The 17,811-nt window shown below is 53.4% G+C and carries 11 protein-coding genes; all 11 read right to left on the bottom strand.

Going from position 1 to position 17,811, the window contains the following annotated elements; genetic code table 11:
• Positions 1 to 471: 471 nt before the first annotated feature.
• Positions 472 to 3,660 (bottom strand): efflux RND transporter permease subunit, encoded by a 3,189-nt coding sequence (locus SH528x_RS28055; protein WP_442506748.1) that lies wholly within the window; start codon positions 3,658 to 3,660, stop codon positions 472 to 474.
• Complete coding sequence (locus SH528x_RS28060; RefSeq protein ID WP_442506749.1) at positions 3,657 to 4,871, bottom strand: efflux RND transporter periplasmic adaptor subunit; 1,215 nt, start codon at positions 4,869 to 4,871, stop codon at positions 3,657 to 3,659. Before SH528x_RS28060 ends, SH528x_RS28055 begins: the two co-directional genes overlap by 4 nt.
• Positions 4,872 to 5,328: 457 nt before the next feature.
• A complete protein-coding gene (locus tag SH528x_RS28065) occupies positions 5,329 to 6,183 on the bottom strand; it encodes a sialate O-acetylesterase (RefSeq protein WP_442506750.1) in 855 nt (284 codons plus the stop codon).
• A 175-nt stretch (positions 6,184 to 6,358) separates the two neighbouring features.
• Positions 6,359 to 7,924 (bottom strand): sulfatase, encoded by a 1,566-nt coding sequence (locus tag SH528x_RS28070; protein WP_442506751.1) that lies wholly within the window; start codon positions 7,922 to 7,924, stop codon positions 6,359 to 6,361.
• A gap of 47 nt (positions 7,925 to 7,971) precedes the next feature.
• A complete protein-coding gene (locus tag SH528x_RS28075; RefSeq protein ID WP_442506752.1) occupies positions 7,972 to 9,501 on the bottom strand; it encodes a sulfatase in 1,530 nt (509 codons plus the stop codon).
• Positions 9,502 to 9,784: 283 nt separating this feature from the next.
• A complete protein-coding gene (locus tag SH528x_RS28080) occupies positions 9,785 to 9,961 on the bottom strand; it encodes a hypothetical protein (RefSeq protein WP_442506753.1) in 177 nt (58 codons plus the stop codon).
• 127 nt (positions 9,962 to 10,088) lie between these two features.
• A complete protein-coding gene (locus tag SH528x_RS28085) occupies positions 10,089 to 11,315 on the bottom strand; it encodes a DUF1559 family PulG-like putative transporter (protein WP_442506754.1) in 1,227 nt (408 codons plus the stop codon).
• Between the two features lie 321 nt (positions 11,316 to 11,636).
• On the bottom strand, positions 11,637 to 13,835 hold the full coding sequence (locus SH528x_RS28090) for a protein kinase domain-containing protein (RefSeq protein WP_442506755.1): 2,199 nt from the start codon (positions 13,833 to 13,835) through the stop codon (positions 11,637 to 11,639).
• 67 nt (positions 13,836 to 13,902) lie between these two features.
• A complete protein-coding gene (locus SH528x_RS28095; protein ID WP_442506756.1) occupies positions 13,903 to 14,523 on the bottom strand; it encodes an RNA polymerase sigma factor in 621 nt (206 codons plus the stop codon).
• Between the two features lie 329 nt (positions 14,524 to 14,852).
• Positions 14,853 to 16,355: an alpha-L-fucosidase gene (locus tag SH528x_RS28100; RefSeq protein WP_442506757.1), complete on the bottom strand. Its 1,503-nt coding sequence runs from the start codon at positions 16,353 to 16,355 to the stop codon at positions 14,853 to 14,855.
• Positions 16,356 to 16,648: 293 nt separating this feature from the next.
• Complete coding sequence (locus SH528x_RS28105; RefSeq protein WP_442506758.1) at positions 16,649 to 17,521, bottom strand: alpha/beta hydrolase; 873 nt, start codon at positions 17,519 to 17,521, stop codon at positions 16,649 to 16,651.
• Between the last annotated feature and the right edge of the window lie 290 nt (positions 17,522 to 17,811).

Raw genomic sequence — 17,811 nt, forward strand, 5'->3', positions numbered from 1 at the left:
AGTCATTCCACATAATGATCTGAGCCGTGACGCGTGAGCGGCCGGGTTCCACGCATTACCCGGTGCCTTACGGCCCACGGCTCACCCCTGGGATTGACTTTTCGATTAAATCAACGGCTCACCCCTGGGATTGACTTTTCGATTAAATCAACAGCCCACTAGCACCGTCGGCTCACAAAAGGATCGTCGCTGCACCGGTATATACCCAGCGACACGTTAAGAATCGTCGCCCCGTCCGTCGAGAACCGAACCCAATGGTGATGCGACATGAGGAACGCATGTTCACAATCCTAACATTTTGCTGCTAAACCGCAACTGAATAGCGGCTGACCGCCCCGTTCACTTTCTCGGCCAACACCATGATCGAATCCCACCAATCAGAGCAACATGATTGCACTGGAGATTCATTAGGGAGCTGGGCAAACAAAGGAACCATTACCGAATCGAGATTGCGTTCATTAATTGCCGTTTTCACCCCGATTCGTGACTTCCACCGAACGAGTCCGATGCAGCCGGTCGGCTGGACAACGGCGACCAGTACCAACGCGCCGTCGCCTTTACCCATTTCCCCACGTCCGCGCCCACGATCACCGCACAGGGAACCATGTACAACGTGATCGCGGTGGCGAACAAAACACCAAAGGCAAGCGAAACGGCCATCGGAATTAAGAACTGGGCCTGGATCGATTCGTCCATCATCAACGGTAATAACCCCACGAACGTCGTGATCGAAGTAAGGAAGATGGGACGGAATCGCTTTCCGCCCGCCTGTAACGCCGCGTCCAACAACGGCATCCCCGAAGCGGTTCGGCGGTTGATGAAATCGACCATCACCAACGTATCGTTGACCGCAATCCCCGCCAGCGCCAGCATTCCGAAAATCGACAGGTAAGACGGAGTCAAATCCAGCCAAATGTGGCCGACCAACGCTCCAATGATCGCAAAAGGAACTGCCAGCAAAACATAGATCGGCTGAATAAGCGATTTCAGCGCGATCGCAAGCAGTCCATACAGCGTCAAAAACAAGAGCGTCGAACCGATGATGGTTTGCTGTTTCGTTTTCTCTGCTTCGGCGACATAACCGAGAAACTGGTACGACAATCCGTTCTTGATACACAACGCGTCGAGTTTCGGAGCCAGTTCCTTGGAGATCCCCACGACATCGACGGCCTCATCGACCGGTTGTGCCCCCAACCGAATGATCTCCGCGCGATCGTTGCGTTCGACGAACGAAGGAGCCTTTGCCAGATTGATCGTCGCCACCGTTTCCAATGGCACCTCTGCACCTCGCGGCGTGCGAATTTTCATGCGATCCAGTGTGTGCAACGATCGACGTGCCTCCAACGGCAATCGCACCATCACACGAATATCATCGATGCCGCGTTGCAAACGCTGAGCCTCTTCGCCGAAGAACGCCTGCCGAACCTGGCTGGCCAACGCCGACTGAGTCAGCCCCAACTCGGCCGCCCGAGGTTTCAAACTGATCTCCAGTTCGTCCTGCCCTTCGGTGACGTTGGCAAATTGATCTTTCAATTCGCTGTAGCCGTCCAACATCGCCTTGATCTCGCGAGCGACCGCTCTCTTTTCGGGCGACGATGGACCGCGGAGTTCGATATTGAGGTCTTCGTCGTCGTATTGGCTATCGCGAACCAGCGCTGCTTCGGATCGCGTTTCAAACCGTCGTGCCTCGGGGATCTCACCAACCAGATCGCTCCAACGCGTTGCCAAGTCGCTGTTCTTCGGTCCGGGCACCGTTCGCTCTTCGGGCGGCAGAACTTCAAAGGCCATGTAGCCGCGTGACTTGTCGAAGTTCGATCCGGGTCTACGACCGCCCGTCATGCGGACAACGTTTTGGACCAGCGATTTCCCCGTACCGGGATCAACGAATTCCGTTTTCAGCTGATCGAGCGAATCCGAAATGCGATCAACGTAGCGTTCCGTCACCTCCAGTGGCGTGTCGTCGGGAAGATCCAACATCGCACTGATTTTTGTGTTGTCCACGCTTGGGAAGGCGACAAAACCCATTCGTCCTCCAACGCAGTAGCCCGCCATCAATAAACCCAACGCAACAAATCCCGTGATCACGGCATAACGATTCTTTACCGCCAAATTCAGTGAAGGCTGATAAATGGCTGTGATGAAACGTTCGAGTCCCAACGCGATTGCGGCTTGAAATCTTGCGAACCAACCGCGACCGGTTTTCCGACGCAGGTGCTTCAAGTGTGCCGGCAGAATTAACTTCGATTCGATCAGCGAGAACAACAACACCGGCGCGACCACCGGTGGCACTTGCCGTGCGTAATCGCCCCATGTTCCATCAAAAAACATCAGCGGCAAGGAGGCGACCACCGTCGTCAACGCCCCAAACGTCACCGGCGTTGCCACTTCGCGAGTCCCCTCGATGGCTGCTTCGAGTGGATCCACGCCCTCCATGATCTTAGAGTAGACGTTTTCGCCAGTCACGATCGCGTCGTCAACGACAATTCCTGTCACGATGATGAACCCGAACAGACTCATCACGTTGGCGGTCAAATCGAACCAAGGCATAAACATCGCCGCTCCAGCAAAGGAGACGGGAATGCCGATCACAATCCAAAACGCGAGCGCCGGTCGAATGAACAAGCCTAGAATCAAAAGCACAAAAAAGCCGCCCTGCAGCAACGACCACGCCAACGTGCTCAACCGATGTCGAATTTGCAACGACTCGTCATCCCAAATCTCCAAATCAATGCCTTCGGGAAATCGCGTTCGTGCCGTGCGGACATATTCACGAACCTCGTTGGAGATGCCCAAGGCGCTTTCATCGCCGACTCGCATCACCGGTACAAAGACTGCTGGTTTGCCGTTGAAAAACATTTTTTGGTCGCCTTCGACAAAGCCGTCCCGAATCGTGGCGACCTCACCAAGGCGGACTTCGGCGCCGGCCGCGGATCGAATCGGAATGTCCTTAAATTCGTCTTCCGAATACGCTTGACCGCGGGTGCGAACGATGAACGTACCGCTGTCGCTGTCGATCGCGCCGGCGGGCAGGTCCAATGAGAACCCACGAATTGCGTCTGCCAAATCTTGGAAGCTCAAGTTGTAGGCGAGCAGCTTTTCAACGTCGGCTTCGATGGAAACTTCCGATTCCTTTTCCCCGCGAATATCAACACGGCTGATTCCTGGCATCTCCAGCAAGTCTTGCTGAACTCGCCGTGCGACGTGCCGCATATCATGCGGTGACAACTCGCCCATGACGGCGATCTGCAGAATATCGTAATAGTTTGCCGACTCAGGAATGAAAACACGTGGCGGTTCCGTCTCGGCCGGAAACGTAGTGATCGTGTCGATCCGAGCCTTGACGTCGTCCATCAAGTTTCGCAAGTCCTTGCCACGATTCGCACGCAAGAAGAACTTGGCCGCGCCACGATGCCCATCGGCGTTTAGCGAATTGATTCCGTCGATGCCTTCTAGTGCCGCTTCGACCGGAATCAAAATCGCGCGTTCGACGTCTTTCGCGGTCGCGCCACGGTACTCCATTTCGATGATCACCGTGTCCCAGCTCAACGCGGGGGTGACTTCCAATGGCACATGATTGACCGCCACATAACCGCCCGTGACGATGATCGCGAGCATCAAAAAATTGGCCGCAATGCCGTTGTTCGTAAACCAACGAATCACGGTGTCGCTTCCATTTCAGGCGGCGTGCCAGCGAGCGAGACAGGGGCATTGTCTTCGGGGATGATCTCGATCGGGCTACCTTCGGGTGCATAGACCAGCATCGTGGTAGCGAGCAGTTCTCCACTGCGGATCGACCGCCCCGGTACAATCACATGATCGGCATCGGACCATAGCGGTTCGATCGTCAGAGAACGCAACGTCAGTTTTTCTTGATCAATCAAATACACCTGATCTAACCGCCGGACTGCACCACGAGGAATTGCGATCACGTCATTTAATGTCTCGCCGCGAATGCTCGCCACGACCGGTTGGCCGATTCGCAATACGGCGTGATCGCCCTGCAGCGAGAACGGATCATCGATTCTCGCTATCGCAAACAGTTCCAACGAGTCTGCATCCAGCGTCCCTTCGGTGCGAACAATCTGTGCTTGCCACGTTGCACCCGACGACGTCTCAATCGCGTCACGCAATTCCACTTCGACCGGAGTGTCGCCTTCCATTTCCGGCAGCTTCAGATGTCGCAATTCGCGAGCGGCGATCGGCAAACGTACCTCCGCATAATCGACTGCGAAGACTTCGCCCAATACCGTGCCAGGGCTGACCAGTTGCCCAACCCCGATCATCTTCGTGACAACGCGTCCATCAAAGGGAGCGAAGATTTTTGTTCGTTGTAAATTTCGTTCAGCCTGCTCAATCGCCGAGGCCGTTACCTCGACCTGCGACTGGGCCTGCACGAGCGATGCGTAAGTAGCATCGGCTTCCGACGTTGATGCACTATCCTGACGAGTGAGCTGTTGCATCCGACCGTTGGCCGATTCGGCTAGCAATAGTGTTGCTTTTGCAAGTTTGTGTTGTTCCCGAGCAACATCCAGCGCAGTTTGATAGTCGCGGTCGTCAATCTCCAACAACAGGTCACCAGCCTTGAAGAATGAACCAGCTTCGAACGCGATCTGCGTCGATCGAATCGTGCCGGTGACTTCCGCACTCAGAGTGACGCGGTTATGCGGCCCGACGATGCCGTGGGTTTCAATTTTGACTGCAAAATCGCAAGCATTCAGCGATGACACATGACTGCGTAGCACCTGTTTCTCAGCTGGCTCGCTCTGTTCCTGCTCAGGATTCACAGACAAAACGGCAAATCCATAGCCACCGGCGGCCAGAATGCCGACGGGGATAAAAACACGAACCAGGGCGTGGATCAAGAGCTTCATGTTGAAACGTCGCCGAGAGGTGGCGGGGTAGGGAAAGTGGGGCGGGATCGGCAGTATGACCCATGGAATCGGTCAAGTCAAAACCTCCAGCGACAATGCGGCCGATTTTGTTGCAACTGAATTCTTGATTGATCCAGCGGCATCGAGGAAATCAAAGGATCGAGCGGGAATTAGCTGCCATTTATTGACGCAATGTTAGAGCGTAGGGCCAGTTCCTACCGGCCGACGTTCAATACCATCTTCTTTGGTAGCGGCACGGCGCGAGCCGTCTGGTCGCGGCGAGTAAAACGTTCGAATTAGACCGGGCGGCTTGCGCCGCACCGCTAAAAACGCCACCCGTTTAGTGCCAAAGTAGATGGCATTGGGCTGCCGCATACCGACCCTCTGCATCGGCCCGTCATGGACGGCCGGTGGGAACCGGCTCTACACGGAACGGGGCACTTTTTTCCGCTCGCTGCTAACGGCTGGGGTTTGCCGGTGGCGTATTGGACGTTTGTATGCTTTGCATGGCGGTGGCATACCGTTGCCCCAACAACCACTGGCTAGCGGCATCGAAATGCGTCCCTTCGTCCCACGTCGCCGTGCCCTCGCAGGTCACCAACCCAAACCCTGGACCGCTAGCACCGACGGCGCGGATTGCGGCGCGGACATTGTCGCGTTTTCCATTATCAAAGACTTCGCCAACCACGACGCGCAGATCCGGCACACCAGTGTCTTGGCGAATGCGACTGACGAATTGCAACAAGCGTTCCTCGTAATCGTCGGAGGATAGATTTGAATCCGATTCGCCTTGGTGCCACAACAATCCGCGAATCGTGTAGCGGTCACCTCGTTCTTTCAGTGCTTTCGTCGCGAGCTGAATCGTCTCGACGAAGTCACGATAGCGTTGCCCTTGAGTTTTCGGTTCACCCTGGACTCCAGGGTTCCAATCTCGTCGCAAACTCGAGCCCCCTTTGGAACCTTTGATCAACGCCAACTTGTGTTCAGGATTGGACTTCAACATCTCCGTTGCAAATCCCAGCTCCGGCCCGAATGTGGACGAGGGCACTTCGCCCTTGTACCCGGGCGCGATGCTGAACCCGGGAGCAAGCGGTTGCCAACCGTCGCTCGATTTAGGCAAGTTGCGATAGAAGATGATCGCATTGTCAAACGGCTGACGTTGCTGTGCTGTCAATTCGCTCATTTTGCCGCGGCCATCCATATTCGACTGTCCTGCAAGCAGGTACACGTCGTATTCGTCTGCATTCACCAACTGTGGCGTGGTAAAAAACAGGGCCACAAATAGCAAGAGATAGATTGGTTTCGATTTCAAGTGTCAATCCTCGGTGGGGTCTAAATAAATGGCCGGACCATCGCCAGTCGGAGATTTTCATTGATCCGGCAACAGTAGCTACATTCTAACGTCCTGCGAATGCGCTGTGAGTGGCAATCGCATGAACGCAAAGGATCAGCGAAACTCCGTCCCCATCCCAAGGCACGGGACTCATCTATTTCAGCCAAGAAGGAACTGGCTTATTTTCCTTCCATGCATTGACGCGGTCGTCCAGCTGGTCGCCGTCCCAAGTTTCTTTCCCGGCTGGCAACGCATCCTGCTTGGGCAGCCACTTCTTGTGATCGGCAATGATATTCGCAAACTCGGGACTGCTGGCCAAATTGGTATGCTCACCGGGATCTTTACGATGGTCATACAGTTCTTCGGTGCCGTCACGGTAGCGAATGTATCGCCAGTCATTGCTGCGAATCGAGTGATTACCGTAGTACCACGTAGTCAGCACGGGTTTGTCCCTAACGAGCGTCGGGTCGGTGACCAGCGGAACCAGACTGTCGCCCTCCAGCTTTGGGGCCTTCGGCAAATCGCACAGCTCTACCAATGTCGGATAGACATCCAGCAGACTGACAGCTTGCGGGCATTGGCTTCCTGTTGACTGGCCCGGCAAGCGAATGCACAAAGGCACACGGGTGGATTCTTCCCACAACGATTGTTTCCGCCAGTGCTTCTTTTCACCGAGGTGCTGGCCGTGGTCCGACCATAAAATCACAATCGTGTTGTCGGCATGTTTGCTGTTAGCGAGTGCATCGAGCACCTTGCCCGCTTGGGCGTCTGCGAACGAGACGCAGGCAAGATAGCCATAGACCATTTCCTTCCAATAGGTATCGCTGAGGTTGACGACTGCGTGGTGGTCGCCGGATTTGATTGTCCCATACGCAATGGCTTTGCCCATCAGCGGAATGTCAGCCATCTCGTTATCGGGAACATCCGGCAATTTCACATCGTCCAAGTTGTAGAGGTCAAAAAATTCCTTTGGCGCGGTGTAGGGAACGTGCGGACGGACAAACCCGACCGCCAAAAAAAACGGTTTGTCGTGGTCTCGTTGCAACTGCCCCCTGGCCCAATCCGCGGTCAACTCGTCGAACATCATGCCGCCCGGAATGTCCTCACGATCCAACGCGCCGTAGCACAGCGAGTTTCCATCGGCGAATTTTTTGCCGTAGCGATCGATGATCTGGCTGCCGCCTTTGGGGAAAGGATAAAACATCTTTCCGCCGTAGCCTTCGCCGCGAGCCAACAAGTGCTTCGGGACTTTGTAGGTCGGGGCGATTTCGTCCCAGAAGTATTCCGTACGATCTTTGTAGTCAGAAACTCCCTGATGAAAAACCTTTCCCGCAGCCAAGGTTTCGTAACCGTGATCGCGAAAATACTCAGGCAGCATTTTGTGATCACCCATCACGTGATCGTAAGTCTTCCGCATCGCTGCAGTGGAGCTATACCAGCCTGATGTGCTCGGATGAATACCGCTCAGTAGAGAGTTTCGCGATGCAGTGCAAACGGCTTGAGAACAGTGTGCATTTGTAAAGAGGACTCCCGATTGGAACAGCTTGTCCAAATTCGGGGTTTTCGCTTGAGCATTTCCACCCAGTGTGCCCTCCCAATCATTGAGGTCATCAATCGAAATGAACAGAACATTCGGCTTCACGCTTGTTTCTGCATTCGCCATCAATGCAGAGAACATTGCGAAGCCCGCGAAACCAAAAACTGCAACCCATTTATTCATTCCACGTCCCTCGATCTGATGTAGTCTTAACCGAACCATAAGTTTGATTATGGTTTCCAGGGAACCTGGCCATCTTTGGGTTGCAGGAATTGTGCATCAACCGTTTGGTACCAAGCGTGTAGCCGACGTCGCATTTCGTCGACTCGCTCGGGCATCATGTTGGCCAGATCGTTCTGTTCGCCAATATCATCCTTTAAGTTGTAAAGATGGACGCGGCCGTCCTCGTAACGTTCGACGAGTTTGTAACCGCCCTCGCGAATCGCACCACCGGGAATGCCACCCTGGTTGCTATAGTGCGGGTAGTGCCAGAAGAGTGCTTCGCGATCAAGCGGTTTTCCCTCCAGCGCCGGACGAATGTCGATGCCGTCGATTGCATGCTGCACCTTAACACCCGCTGCCGCGGCAAGGGTGGGGAACAGGTCAATCGAGCAAATCGGTTCGGATGACTCCGACCCGGCAGCGGTGACACCCGGATAACGAACAATCCAAGGTTCACGGATGCCGCCTTCGTAAACCCAACCCTTGCCACCTCGCAGCGGCAGGTTACTGGTTGGCGATCCTTCGGAAGTCGACAAACCGCCGTTGTCCGATGTGAATACGACCACGGTATTGTCGGAAACTCCTGAGTCCTCGAGTTGCTTGAGCACTTTACCAACGGCCTGGTCCATCGCCTCGACCATGGCGGCATAGACGGCATGCTTTTGCAACACCCTGACTTTACGAGGCTGTTTGCCAAACACTTGTTCTTCGTCGGCGAACTCAACACCGTTAATCGACGCCGCTTTCTTCTTATACTTTTGCACCAAGTCGGGGCGTCCCATCAGTGGCGTATGCACGGAATAGAACGCCAAATAGGCGAGGAACGGCTTGTCCTTGTTCTCGTCAATGAAATTGGCTGTGTCGCGGGCAAGGCGATCAGGTAAGTGATCCCCCTCAGGACTTTCGACCTCCATTTGCGGGTTCTTAAACGGCCCGAAGTATCTATTGCCTGAATAAGGGCCGCCCTTGCTATACCCGCCGATATTGACGTCAAAGCCTTGATTCTGAGGATAGTAATCTTCGTTCTCGCCGAGGTGCCATTTGCCCGCGAAGAAGGTTGAGTAGCCGTCGCCCTTGAGCGCCTCGGCAACCGTGATGTCCTCGAGCGGCATGTGTTCGTTGAGTGGGGCCGGATTGAATCGCCCGCCGCGTTTACCTGAAAAGAAATTCGTCGCTCGAACTCGCGTCGGATACTTTCCCGTCATCAAGCTATATCGCGTTGGCGAACAAACCGGATTGGCAGCGTATCCATCGGTGAATCGCATTCCAGAGTCTGCCAAACGATCTACATTGGGCGTCTCGTAGAAACAGTTTGGGTTGTTCGCTCCGATGTCCATATAGCCGAGATCGTCGACGACAAACACGACGAAGTTCAGCTTGTCGGTGCCCGCTGCGGTCGCGAGTGACTCAGAAAAAGTTCCGAGCGTTACCAGAGCAAGAAGTAGCGACGATACAAAACGGATTCTTAAGTGATGTATGTCGCAAGTGGTTGGTAGCCAATTGAGACGATGGTTAGCACGTACAAGTTGATTAGTCATTTTTCCATTCATCGTTTCGGAAAGATATCGTTTGCCCTTGCGCAGGATCATCGCAAATCCCCTGCCGATGACCATCATAGCCAAGATCACGTCGCCTTGCTTCAAGCAATGCGCACAGGTGGTGGCTTTAAGATTTCACTGCGTTGGGATGAGGAACATCAGCATCGCGTCCTTCTTGGATGATTTCATACACCGCACAAAAAAACCTCGACCAATTTCTTGATCGAGGTTTAACGAAGTTTGGGAATCCAAATCGATGATTAATTCCACCGAGATGCGATCACTATTTGTCGACCATGGTGGGGTCGATTTCCGTTGGCGGAGGATTCTCCGCAGCCCACTTCGCCAACTCGTCCTGATCCGAAACGACGGAGGATTGACTCGACTCCGAGCAGCCCAGGGCAAACGAAAACATCAAGGCTAAAGCCAACAAACTGACGCGATTAAAAAGGCGATTCATAACATTTCATCTCGAAAACGGAAGTAAAATCTTTGATACAAATGCAAGTCGCTTGTGTTGCTGGCAAGCGGCTTGGTCGACGGATGCAATTTTTTTCAAACCAGTGGAGGTCTGATGCAAGCGAAGACTAAAAGTCGGCCGAGATGACTTCTTTCGATGCCCGCGTGCCCAATGATCCCCACAATCCATAAGGAGATTGCGAGCCCGCTGGCAGCAGTCCCGTTTGATTGCCCACATGAGCGCTCGCTTGATTGCCAGCTTCGATCGACTCGGTAATGAACTTCACGGCTCCATCGCCCATCAAGACGTGACATCCGCCCTGATGGCGACTGCTGGCGGGGTAGAGGCCGTCGTTAAATACGTTCGTGATAACGCAAACAGAACCATTTGGTGGTTTGATTGTGTTCATGCTCCCCCAGATGCCGCGGCTCATCGCCCATGCATAGCCACGCTTCGCTTCACCAGCCGTGTGGCCTCCAGCGGTTTCGTGAGCTGTACTCGGAACAGAGGCCCAAAATTGCGGACGGCTCGCATCGACAAACGAGTCGCAGGTACTGTTTCCGTTCGCTGCTGTCACGTTTCCTGTTGTCGAAATGTTCGCACGGGTTCGGATGTCATTGTCTCCAAGATCGGTCGCGATCTCGCCAGCACAGATGGTGTTGGACAATCCATCCAGAACGTCTCGAAACCGTGATCCACGACGATGAACAAAGAAACCGCGATTCGCAGCTCTAGATCGCTCTGCATCAGCGGATGATTGGGTGCCGGAATCGCTAATCCCGCCTCCGATGAAATCTGCGGAATCGCCAATACAGGCAACGTAATTTGTACGTCCCTGTGCCGGCAAACCCGTTCCCGGATCGCTAGGACATCGAAGCCCAGGAACCTCGGTCAACCAAGGGTCGTACTGATAACTAGCCTGGGTGTTGAGAGTGATTCGCGGACTGGGGCCGAATGGAGGCCAGCTTAAACCCGTAACAGGCTCTCGCAGCGGGTTGGAAATTTGCTCCCACAACGCTTGCTGCTCCATGAAAGGAGTCAAACCGACGAGCCAACTCAGCTCCAAGGAATTCTTGACAATGGGTACATGACCACTGTTGGCAGGGAATCGGCGAGTGCCTTCGGTTCCCGTGCCATGCGTTGAAATTTGATTGTAGGCCGCGTGGTAATTGTGTACCGCTAGGCCGATCTGCTTGAAGTTGTTGCTGCAGCTCATCCGGCGTGCCGCTTCACGAGCCGCTTGGACCGCGGGAAGCAGCAATCCAACCAACACTCCAATAATCGCGATGACAACGAGCAATTCGACTAACGTGAACCCGCGTCTATTAGGGGAGATGCGATCGGGTGTAGACATGTTCAACCTTTAATAGCGTGAAATAAAATTGATTTCGAATGGAGGAAACGACGCTCCTCACACCCCCTTTACCGAGACTGACGCCAGGAATCTGAACACCTAACAGAAAAAATGTTCGTTTTTTTAAATTCCCCTCGCCCAGACCGTTCGGGACCACCGATATCACCGAATCGCTTGCCCCATTCCTGAGGCCGTGGCGGGGTGGTCGGGCGACAGCGATCGCATTCGACCTTCCGATGGTCATGGAAGTGCACCGCAGGCTTGGTTATTCGCCAAAGAGAGCGTCCACGCCGAAACTCGCAGAGGGTTCTCCCCCCGTCGTCATTCGGATCCAAGAATAACTTCGATCCACGCTGGCAGGCTCTCGATTTGTGATGCCGATACCTGACCGGGGTCGACGAAGATACGCCGGAGAGTTCGGCTGCCCCGCAACGGAGTTAGATCCGTCACTGGTGTTTGCCGAATATCAATTTCCAGAAGCTGTAAGCTGCGAAGTTCGGACAGGTCGCGAATTTGCGTCTCACGAAGATCCAGCACTTTTGGTTTCAGTATATGCAGCAGACTAAACCGATTTGGATGGCGTTCGGAAATTGCCATGGTCCTGTTCAAATGCGTCAGGCCCGGTCCACGCAAATGCACTGTTGCGGTCTCGGGTTCGTAAGTCATTCCTTCGCTACTCCAACGGGAATTGTTGATCAAAACCCAAGCTCGCGCAATCGCAAGCTTCTCTTCTGGCGAGCGATCATGAATGACGTCGTAGATCATCATTTTTTCCGCGAGTGGTGCTCGCCAACGATCTGCTGCAATCAAATCATGCATTACCGAAATAAGGTGAATGGAATCGAGGTAACCGTCCGCATTTAGATACGGCAAATACTTTTCGGCAAGACTTACAAGATCGGGAGTAATCTGTTTGCCGTTTTCAACCAGATCAAGCGCCGCTTTGAAATCCTGAGTGAGAAACAGAATCCAAAACTTCTGAGTCCAGGCATACGATATCGGCGGAGGGTCAAAATCGAGAATCGAGTCCAAGTGGTCGAGCGTGAGCTGGATGGCGGGCCGCAATGAATCCTCTCGCTCTAAAGCCGAGTCAATGACAAATTCGGAATGCCTCGCGGCAGCGATAATTTGCTGAGCGCGACGTCGATCGGATTCTCTTTTTTCCGCCAGATACTTCTCCAAAGAGTCCTCTGCCTGTCGTTTTGCTTGATTGGAGCTTTCCAGTGCAGCTAAGGTCTGCAGATGCGCCTCCTCAGCAAACGACTGAGCCTCTTCGGCGATTAACTGAGAATGCTCGGCCCTTCCATATGCTTCCTGCGACCGAGCAAGTGCTTCCACCGCTACCGCGTTTGCCTGTACAGCCTGCTCGCGACTGGTGCGAAGCTGCAACACAAAATAGGAAACGCAGATCGCCAAAATAGTGAGCAAGCCGAGCGTGATCGAACAGGCGTCGCGATGTCGTCGATAAAACAACCTTGTCTCACGCAGTAAACTGGTTCGCTCGACAGACGTGCTATACCCAAGTAGAAAACGCGAAATGTCCTCTCGCAATGCCTCGACGTGCTGATAACGATCGGCCGGCTGCGGTGCCATCGCCTCGGCAATCGTCGCCGCCAACGCAGAATCGATCGTCGAGTTCCCTGACTTCGAGTTCCCTGACTTCGAGTTCCCTGACTTCGAGTTCCCTGACTTCGAGCTAGTCGGCGGTTTCAAGGTCAACATTTCCTGCAACAGACACCCCAGGGCGTAGATGTCCATTTGAGGTGTTTTCTGTTGTCGTTTGTCCGTCTGCTCGGGGGCCATGTACATCGGCGTCCCACTGGCCGATTCGAGTAGCGAACCATAAAGATCGGGATCCAACAGCACGGTTGAGTCATTTTGTTCCGAATCGCCGGCCATTACGACGCCCATCCCCCAATCACAGACCTTCACTTCTCCATAATCGCCTACAAAAATATTTTCGGGTTTGATGTCCAGATGCAGCACGCGACGCGAATGAGCGTAAGCAATCGCATCGCAAACTCGCACGAAGAGTTCCAATCGCTTGTGCAACGGGAACTCTTCTTTCGCTCGCCCATTTTGCAGCGACTTGATGATCTCTCGCAGCGAATGACCGAGCTTCAATTCCATCGTGAAAAAAGGACGCCCCTCTGGATCGACGTCCATATCGAACAAGTTGATGATGTTGGGGTGATCCAAACGTGCGGTTAGATGTGCCTCACGCAAGAACGCGTCATATTGGTCGCTCGAAAATTCCGGCAATGGCTTGGCCATCGCGACGTGACGCACCGCCCGCGCATCATACACACGATAGACCTCTTTCATCCCGCCGCGACCTATCAGCTCGGGGTCCTGGTAACGCTCCTTGATTCGCGAAATCGAACAATACAGAGGACATATATCGTCGTCCGATTCCAGGTAATCACCATACGCCCGCGATGGATCGGCCTGATCGAACACATCGTCCACAATCGGCTTGATCCGCTGAAGCGACTCACGATGGGAATGCTTGTCTGTCATCAATCGGTTGAAAAACCAGGCTACTGGGGAGAACAGAACACTGCGTTACACTTGAGTGCCATGATGATCATGACTTGCTATCGGGAAATTCCAATTCTCGTCGCAACTCATACGCTTCGCGGACAAGTCGTTTTTTGACGCGATGTTTCAACACGTACACACTCTCCTCGCTGATATTCAATTGCCGACTGATCTCGGCGGCAGACTCTCCCTCGACGCTTCGGACAAAAACATCCACGGCGTTTCCTGAAAAGATGGTTCTCAGACGCTCGAGCGCTAAATCCACAATATGTTCTTTCCACTCCGCTTCAATTTGCAGTTCTAATTCGGGTTGATCGATCAGCAATTGATCAACTTCGATCGAACCAGCGTCCACGTTTTGTCGATCACGTCGGCGTTTCCGATGCCAATCAACGAGAGTGCTGTGGATTAAATGCGACAACCAAGTACGAAAACGGGCCCGCTGGGGATCGTGCTGATAATTGACCAGATCTTTCCACAGACGCATCAGCACCAATTGGCAGACATCATCAACATCCGAACGAGAGACCCCCATATGAACCAGGATCCGTCCAATAAACGGTTCGTAGTAGCCCAGCAATTCCTCCCAAGCCGGATGGTCTTTCCCGGACTGCGCAAGCTCCAGCAACGAAATTCGAGTCAGCAAGTTATGTGATTGAATATTCATTGAGAAATGCAAGCGGGTTACTGCACTGGCAATGAGGCAGCCAGTCGCTTCACGTCCGCAAAGTAGGCAATCCTACCTCGTCTTTCTTATTGTAAGGAACAGGTGACAAGTTTAGTCGGTTTTACAAAAAGATCTATTTCAAAAAAACCTCTCCGCCGGGCCGGATGGTTAATGAATTCGCCAAATCGCACGTTAAATCATAAAGTTCCTGATAATTGGCTGCCGCTGAAATCGAAAGCCCAACGACTGCAAATAGGCGTTAATTTATGCTGATTCGCCTTGCTTCAATTGCTCGGCTTAAATCTTGTCAGAAATGGCTTGCAAACGTGCTATTGGGTTGAAATCTCGAAGGCGATTACGGGTTGATTCGGCAACGGTTTTGGCAACTCGATCGTCAACGATTCATCGGATCGATTCCACTGCACCTCTGCGTCACTGCCCAATAAGGAAATCGACTCGATGTCGTCTTCGAGCAATCCGCCGCTCGCCAGCGACTTGATCGTGACAGTTTCCGTGGGAGTGCTCAGGACGAAGGCGTATAGTTTGCCCGCTCTGGTCGTAAAGCGAATGTCTTGTGCCTTGTAGGGCTTGGTGTTTTCGCCCGTTCGAGCAGTCTTGATTTCCGTTGGCCCCTCGCCAAATACTTTCCACGGACGCGAACCATAAATACCGTCGCCGTTGATCTTCATCCAATCACCAAACGCCGAAAGATAGGCTGCTTGGTCTGCTGGCAATGTGCCATCACCACGTAGCGCAACGTTCATCATCACAATTCCATTCTTGCTGATTGCATCGACCGCGTTTGCGATTAAAACCGGAATGCTCATCCGCGTGATCGAGCCTTTGCGATGAAACCATCCACCCGAAACGTCGGTGGCCCACATCCAGGGCTCAGGCTGCAATTCGCCCGACATTCCGCGTTCGCAGTTGTAAGTGAAAGCCGCTCGATTCATTGCCGTGGATTTGAAGGACAACACGACGGTTTGCTCGCCATTATTCTCGGCTCTATCTCGATCGAGATACGACGAAAACAATTTCAATCCTAGTGACTTGCCGCGTCGCTCATCGGGAAATGGCGAATCGTTGTTGAACATGTCGGGATCATACTTCTCAATCAATTCCCAACATCGCGAATACCAATGCTCGTTCCAACTGTCTTGCTGGACGTAGTCTTTCGGGTCGTAGTCCATGTTGAAAAGTTTTGATTCGAGCGTGCCTGCGGTTTGATGTTTTCGAGCTTGCTTGAAAAAACGTGGCGACCAATACAGGTGAGTCGATACGCCGAACTTCAATCCCTGTTTCTTGCACGCCTGTTTCCACTCGGCAATCGTGTCACGTTTGGGTCCCATGTCGACGGCGTTCCACGGATGGAACGAATCGTAAATATCAAAGTTGTCGTGATGCGTGGCAACGGGCATGACAAACCTCGCCCCGTTGTCTTTAAAGAATCTGACTAACGCATTGGGATCCCATTTTTCAGCTTTGAAGCCGGGAACGAAATCTTCGTATCCAAATTTGGATGGATCTCCATACCGTTCAACATGCCATTCACTTAGCGTTTGAGTCATCTCCAATTGCTTGCCCGTTTCACCGTCATTGGGGCCGTACATCCTGCGTCCGTAGTGCGAACCATCATTGGGGCGATTCTCGTCAATAGATGACGGCACACCCCAGTGCGTCCACACTCCAATCTTGCCGTCGATGAACCATTCCGGCGGATGGTAAGTCTCTGCCATCGCCTCCCAGGTCGGCTCTGTGGCAATGGCTGTCGAGGCATGAGTCATGAGAGCGACGACGATCGGTATCAGCAATCGGATTCGTAAATGAGGCATCTTGTTTTTTGACCTTCTTTCCAACGAAGGTTTCGTTGGAAAGAATAATTGGGAAGGGATAAGCAAGCATTTTCCAGCTTAACGTCGGCCAACCATGACTTCAGACACGATTTGCGTCAGCAAGTTAGGCATTTGCGACACGGGCTTAGATCAGACGTTGATCATGCGAGCACACGGTGAAATTCGTTCGTCAAGCATCCCTGCCCCAGGGCTTCCTACAAGATGTCTGGATAGAGGCCGGCGGTAATGCCACTATCAACGCAAACCACGTGCATTGCTGGTTTTGAGTTTTCCTATTTCGCTGACGCTGAGTCGTCCAGATAGCCCAGTGAAACCAGGAATGCACGGCTCTTTTGCATCACTTGCTTGTAAACGGTGGTGTCCTTGGTTTTGGGCCGGAAAAACGGCGAATTGAAGAACCCGTGATTCTGGCCTTCAAAAGCCTCGAGCTGACATCGGTTTCCGGCCGTTTCCATCAATCGCGCGAAGCGTTCCGCGTTCTCAAACGGTACCGTCGTGTCCGCTGTGCCGTGCAACAGCAGCGTTGGCACGATGCCAGGTCGCACATGGTGACACGGCGAGATGTCTGTCTGGCGCGATTCGCCGACTTTGGATAGCCCATAGCCTTTGGCAGTTGTATCCAGGACGGGATTGTACAGGATCATCGCGTTGGGACGCGAGCTGACCGTCAGGTTTTCCGCTGCTTCCTCTTCGCCCTCAATCACTCCGGTGCATGCAGCGACATGTCCACCCGCAGAGCCACCCGAAGCCACAATCTTCTCTGGATCGATTCCAAGTTCGGCCGCGTGCCCGCGGATCCAACGCACCGCCGACTTCGCGTCCTTGACCGATTCAAACGGTGACGTTTTGTTTCGGCTTTTGACGCGATAATCCGCCGAGAAGGCAACCATACCGTGGTCGGCAAGTGTTCTAGCTTGCTGAAAAAATTGCTTGGGGTCTCCGCCCGACCAACCGCCACCGAAAAAGAAAACGATGGCAGGGGTCTTGTCGCTCTTCTGATGTCCCTCGGGCTCGAAAACATGTAGTTTCAGCTCCACGTCACCGATGGTCTTGTAAGTCACGACGCGATCCGGCGTGATGTCATCAGCGGCGAGACACTGTTTGCAGAATAACACAAGTCCCACGAATACGATCATTGTCTTCATTTCGATACCTCGGTTTGGCGGCAGCGTGCGGAGTCATTATTGTTTTGGATCATTTTGCTTGGTTCTTCCAAAGCACAATGTCTTGGACGTCATTTTCAACGGTTGGCCCATCGGTGCTACGACCGCGCCGCACGTCGGATCGGAGTTGTCTGATTCTCATCAGGGGCAAGTCCAAAATGGGTTGGATCGTTATTGAGTACAAGCGATTATTTCCTGTCGTAGCTTCGCTCGCCAGAGCATGGATGGGTTCGTATCGCGCTCTCGCTCATAAGTCCACCGTCTGGCGACGG

Source organism: Novipirellula methanifontis (assembly GCF_052161655.1).
Classification (GTDB): Bacteria; Planctomycetota; Planctomycetia; order Pirellulales; family Pirellulaceae; genus Novipirellula.

Coding starts and splice junctions, on each gene's coding strand:
- SH528x_RS28075 (WP_442506752.1), bottom strand. CDS start 9,501: ATGACTAATCAACTTGTACGTGCTAACCATCGTCTCAATTGGCTACCA.
- SH528x_RS28085 (WP_442506754.1), bottom strand. CDS start 11,315: ATGTCTACACCCGATCGCATCTCCCCTAATAGACGCGGGTTCACGTTA.
- SH528x_RS28105 (WP_442506758.1), bottom strand. CDS start 17,521: ATGAAGACAATGATCGTATTCGTGGGACTTGTGTTATTCTGCAAACAG.
- SH528x_RS28060 (WP_442506749.1), bottom strand. CDS start 4,871: ATGAAGCTCTTGATCCACGCCCTGGTTCGTGTTTTTATCCCCGTCGGC.
- SH528x_RS28080 (WP_442506753.1), bottom strand. CDS start 9,961: ATGAATCGCCTTTTTAATCGCGTCAGTTTGTTGGCTTTAGCCTTGATG.
- SH528x_RS28095 (WP_442506756.1), bottom strand. CDS start 14,523: ATGAATATTCAATCACATAACTTGCTGACTCGAATTTCGTTGCTGGAG.
- SH528x_RS28090 (WP_442506755.1), bottom strand. CDS start 13,835: ATGACAGACAAGCATTCCCATCGTGAGTCGCTTCAGCGGATCAAGCCG.
- SH528x_RS28070 (WP_442506751.1), bottom strand. CDS start 7,924: ATGAATAAATGGGTTGCAGTTTTTGGTTTCGCGGGCTTCGCAATGTTC.
- SH528x_RS28100 (WP_442506757.1), bottom strand. CDS start 16,355: ATGCCTCATTTACGAATCCGATTGCTGATACCGATCGTCGTCGCTCTC.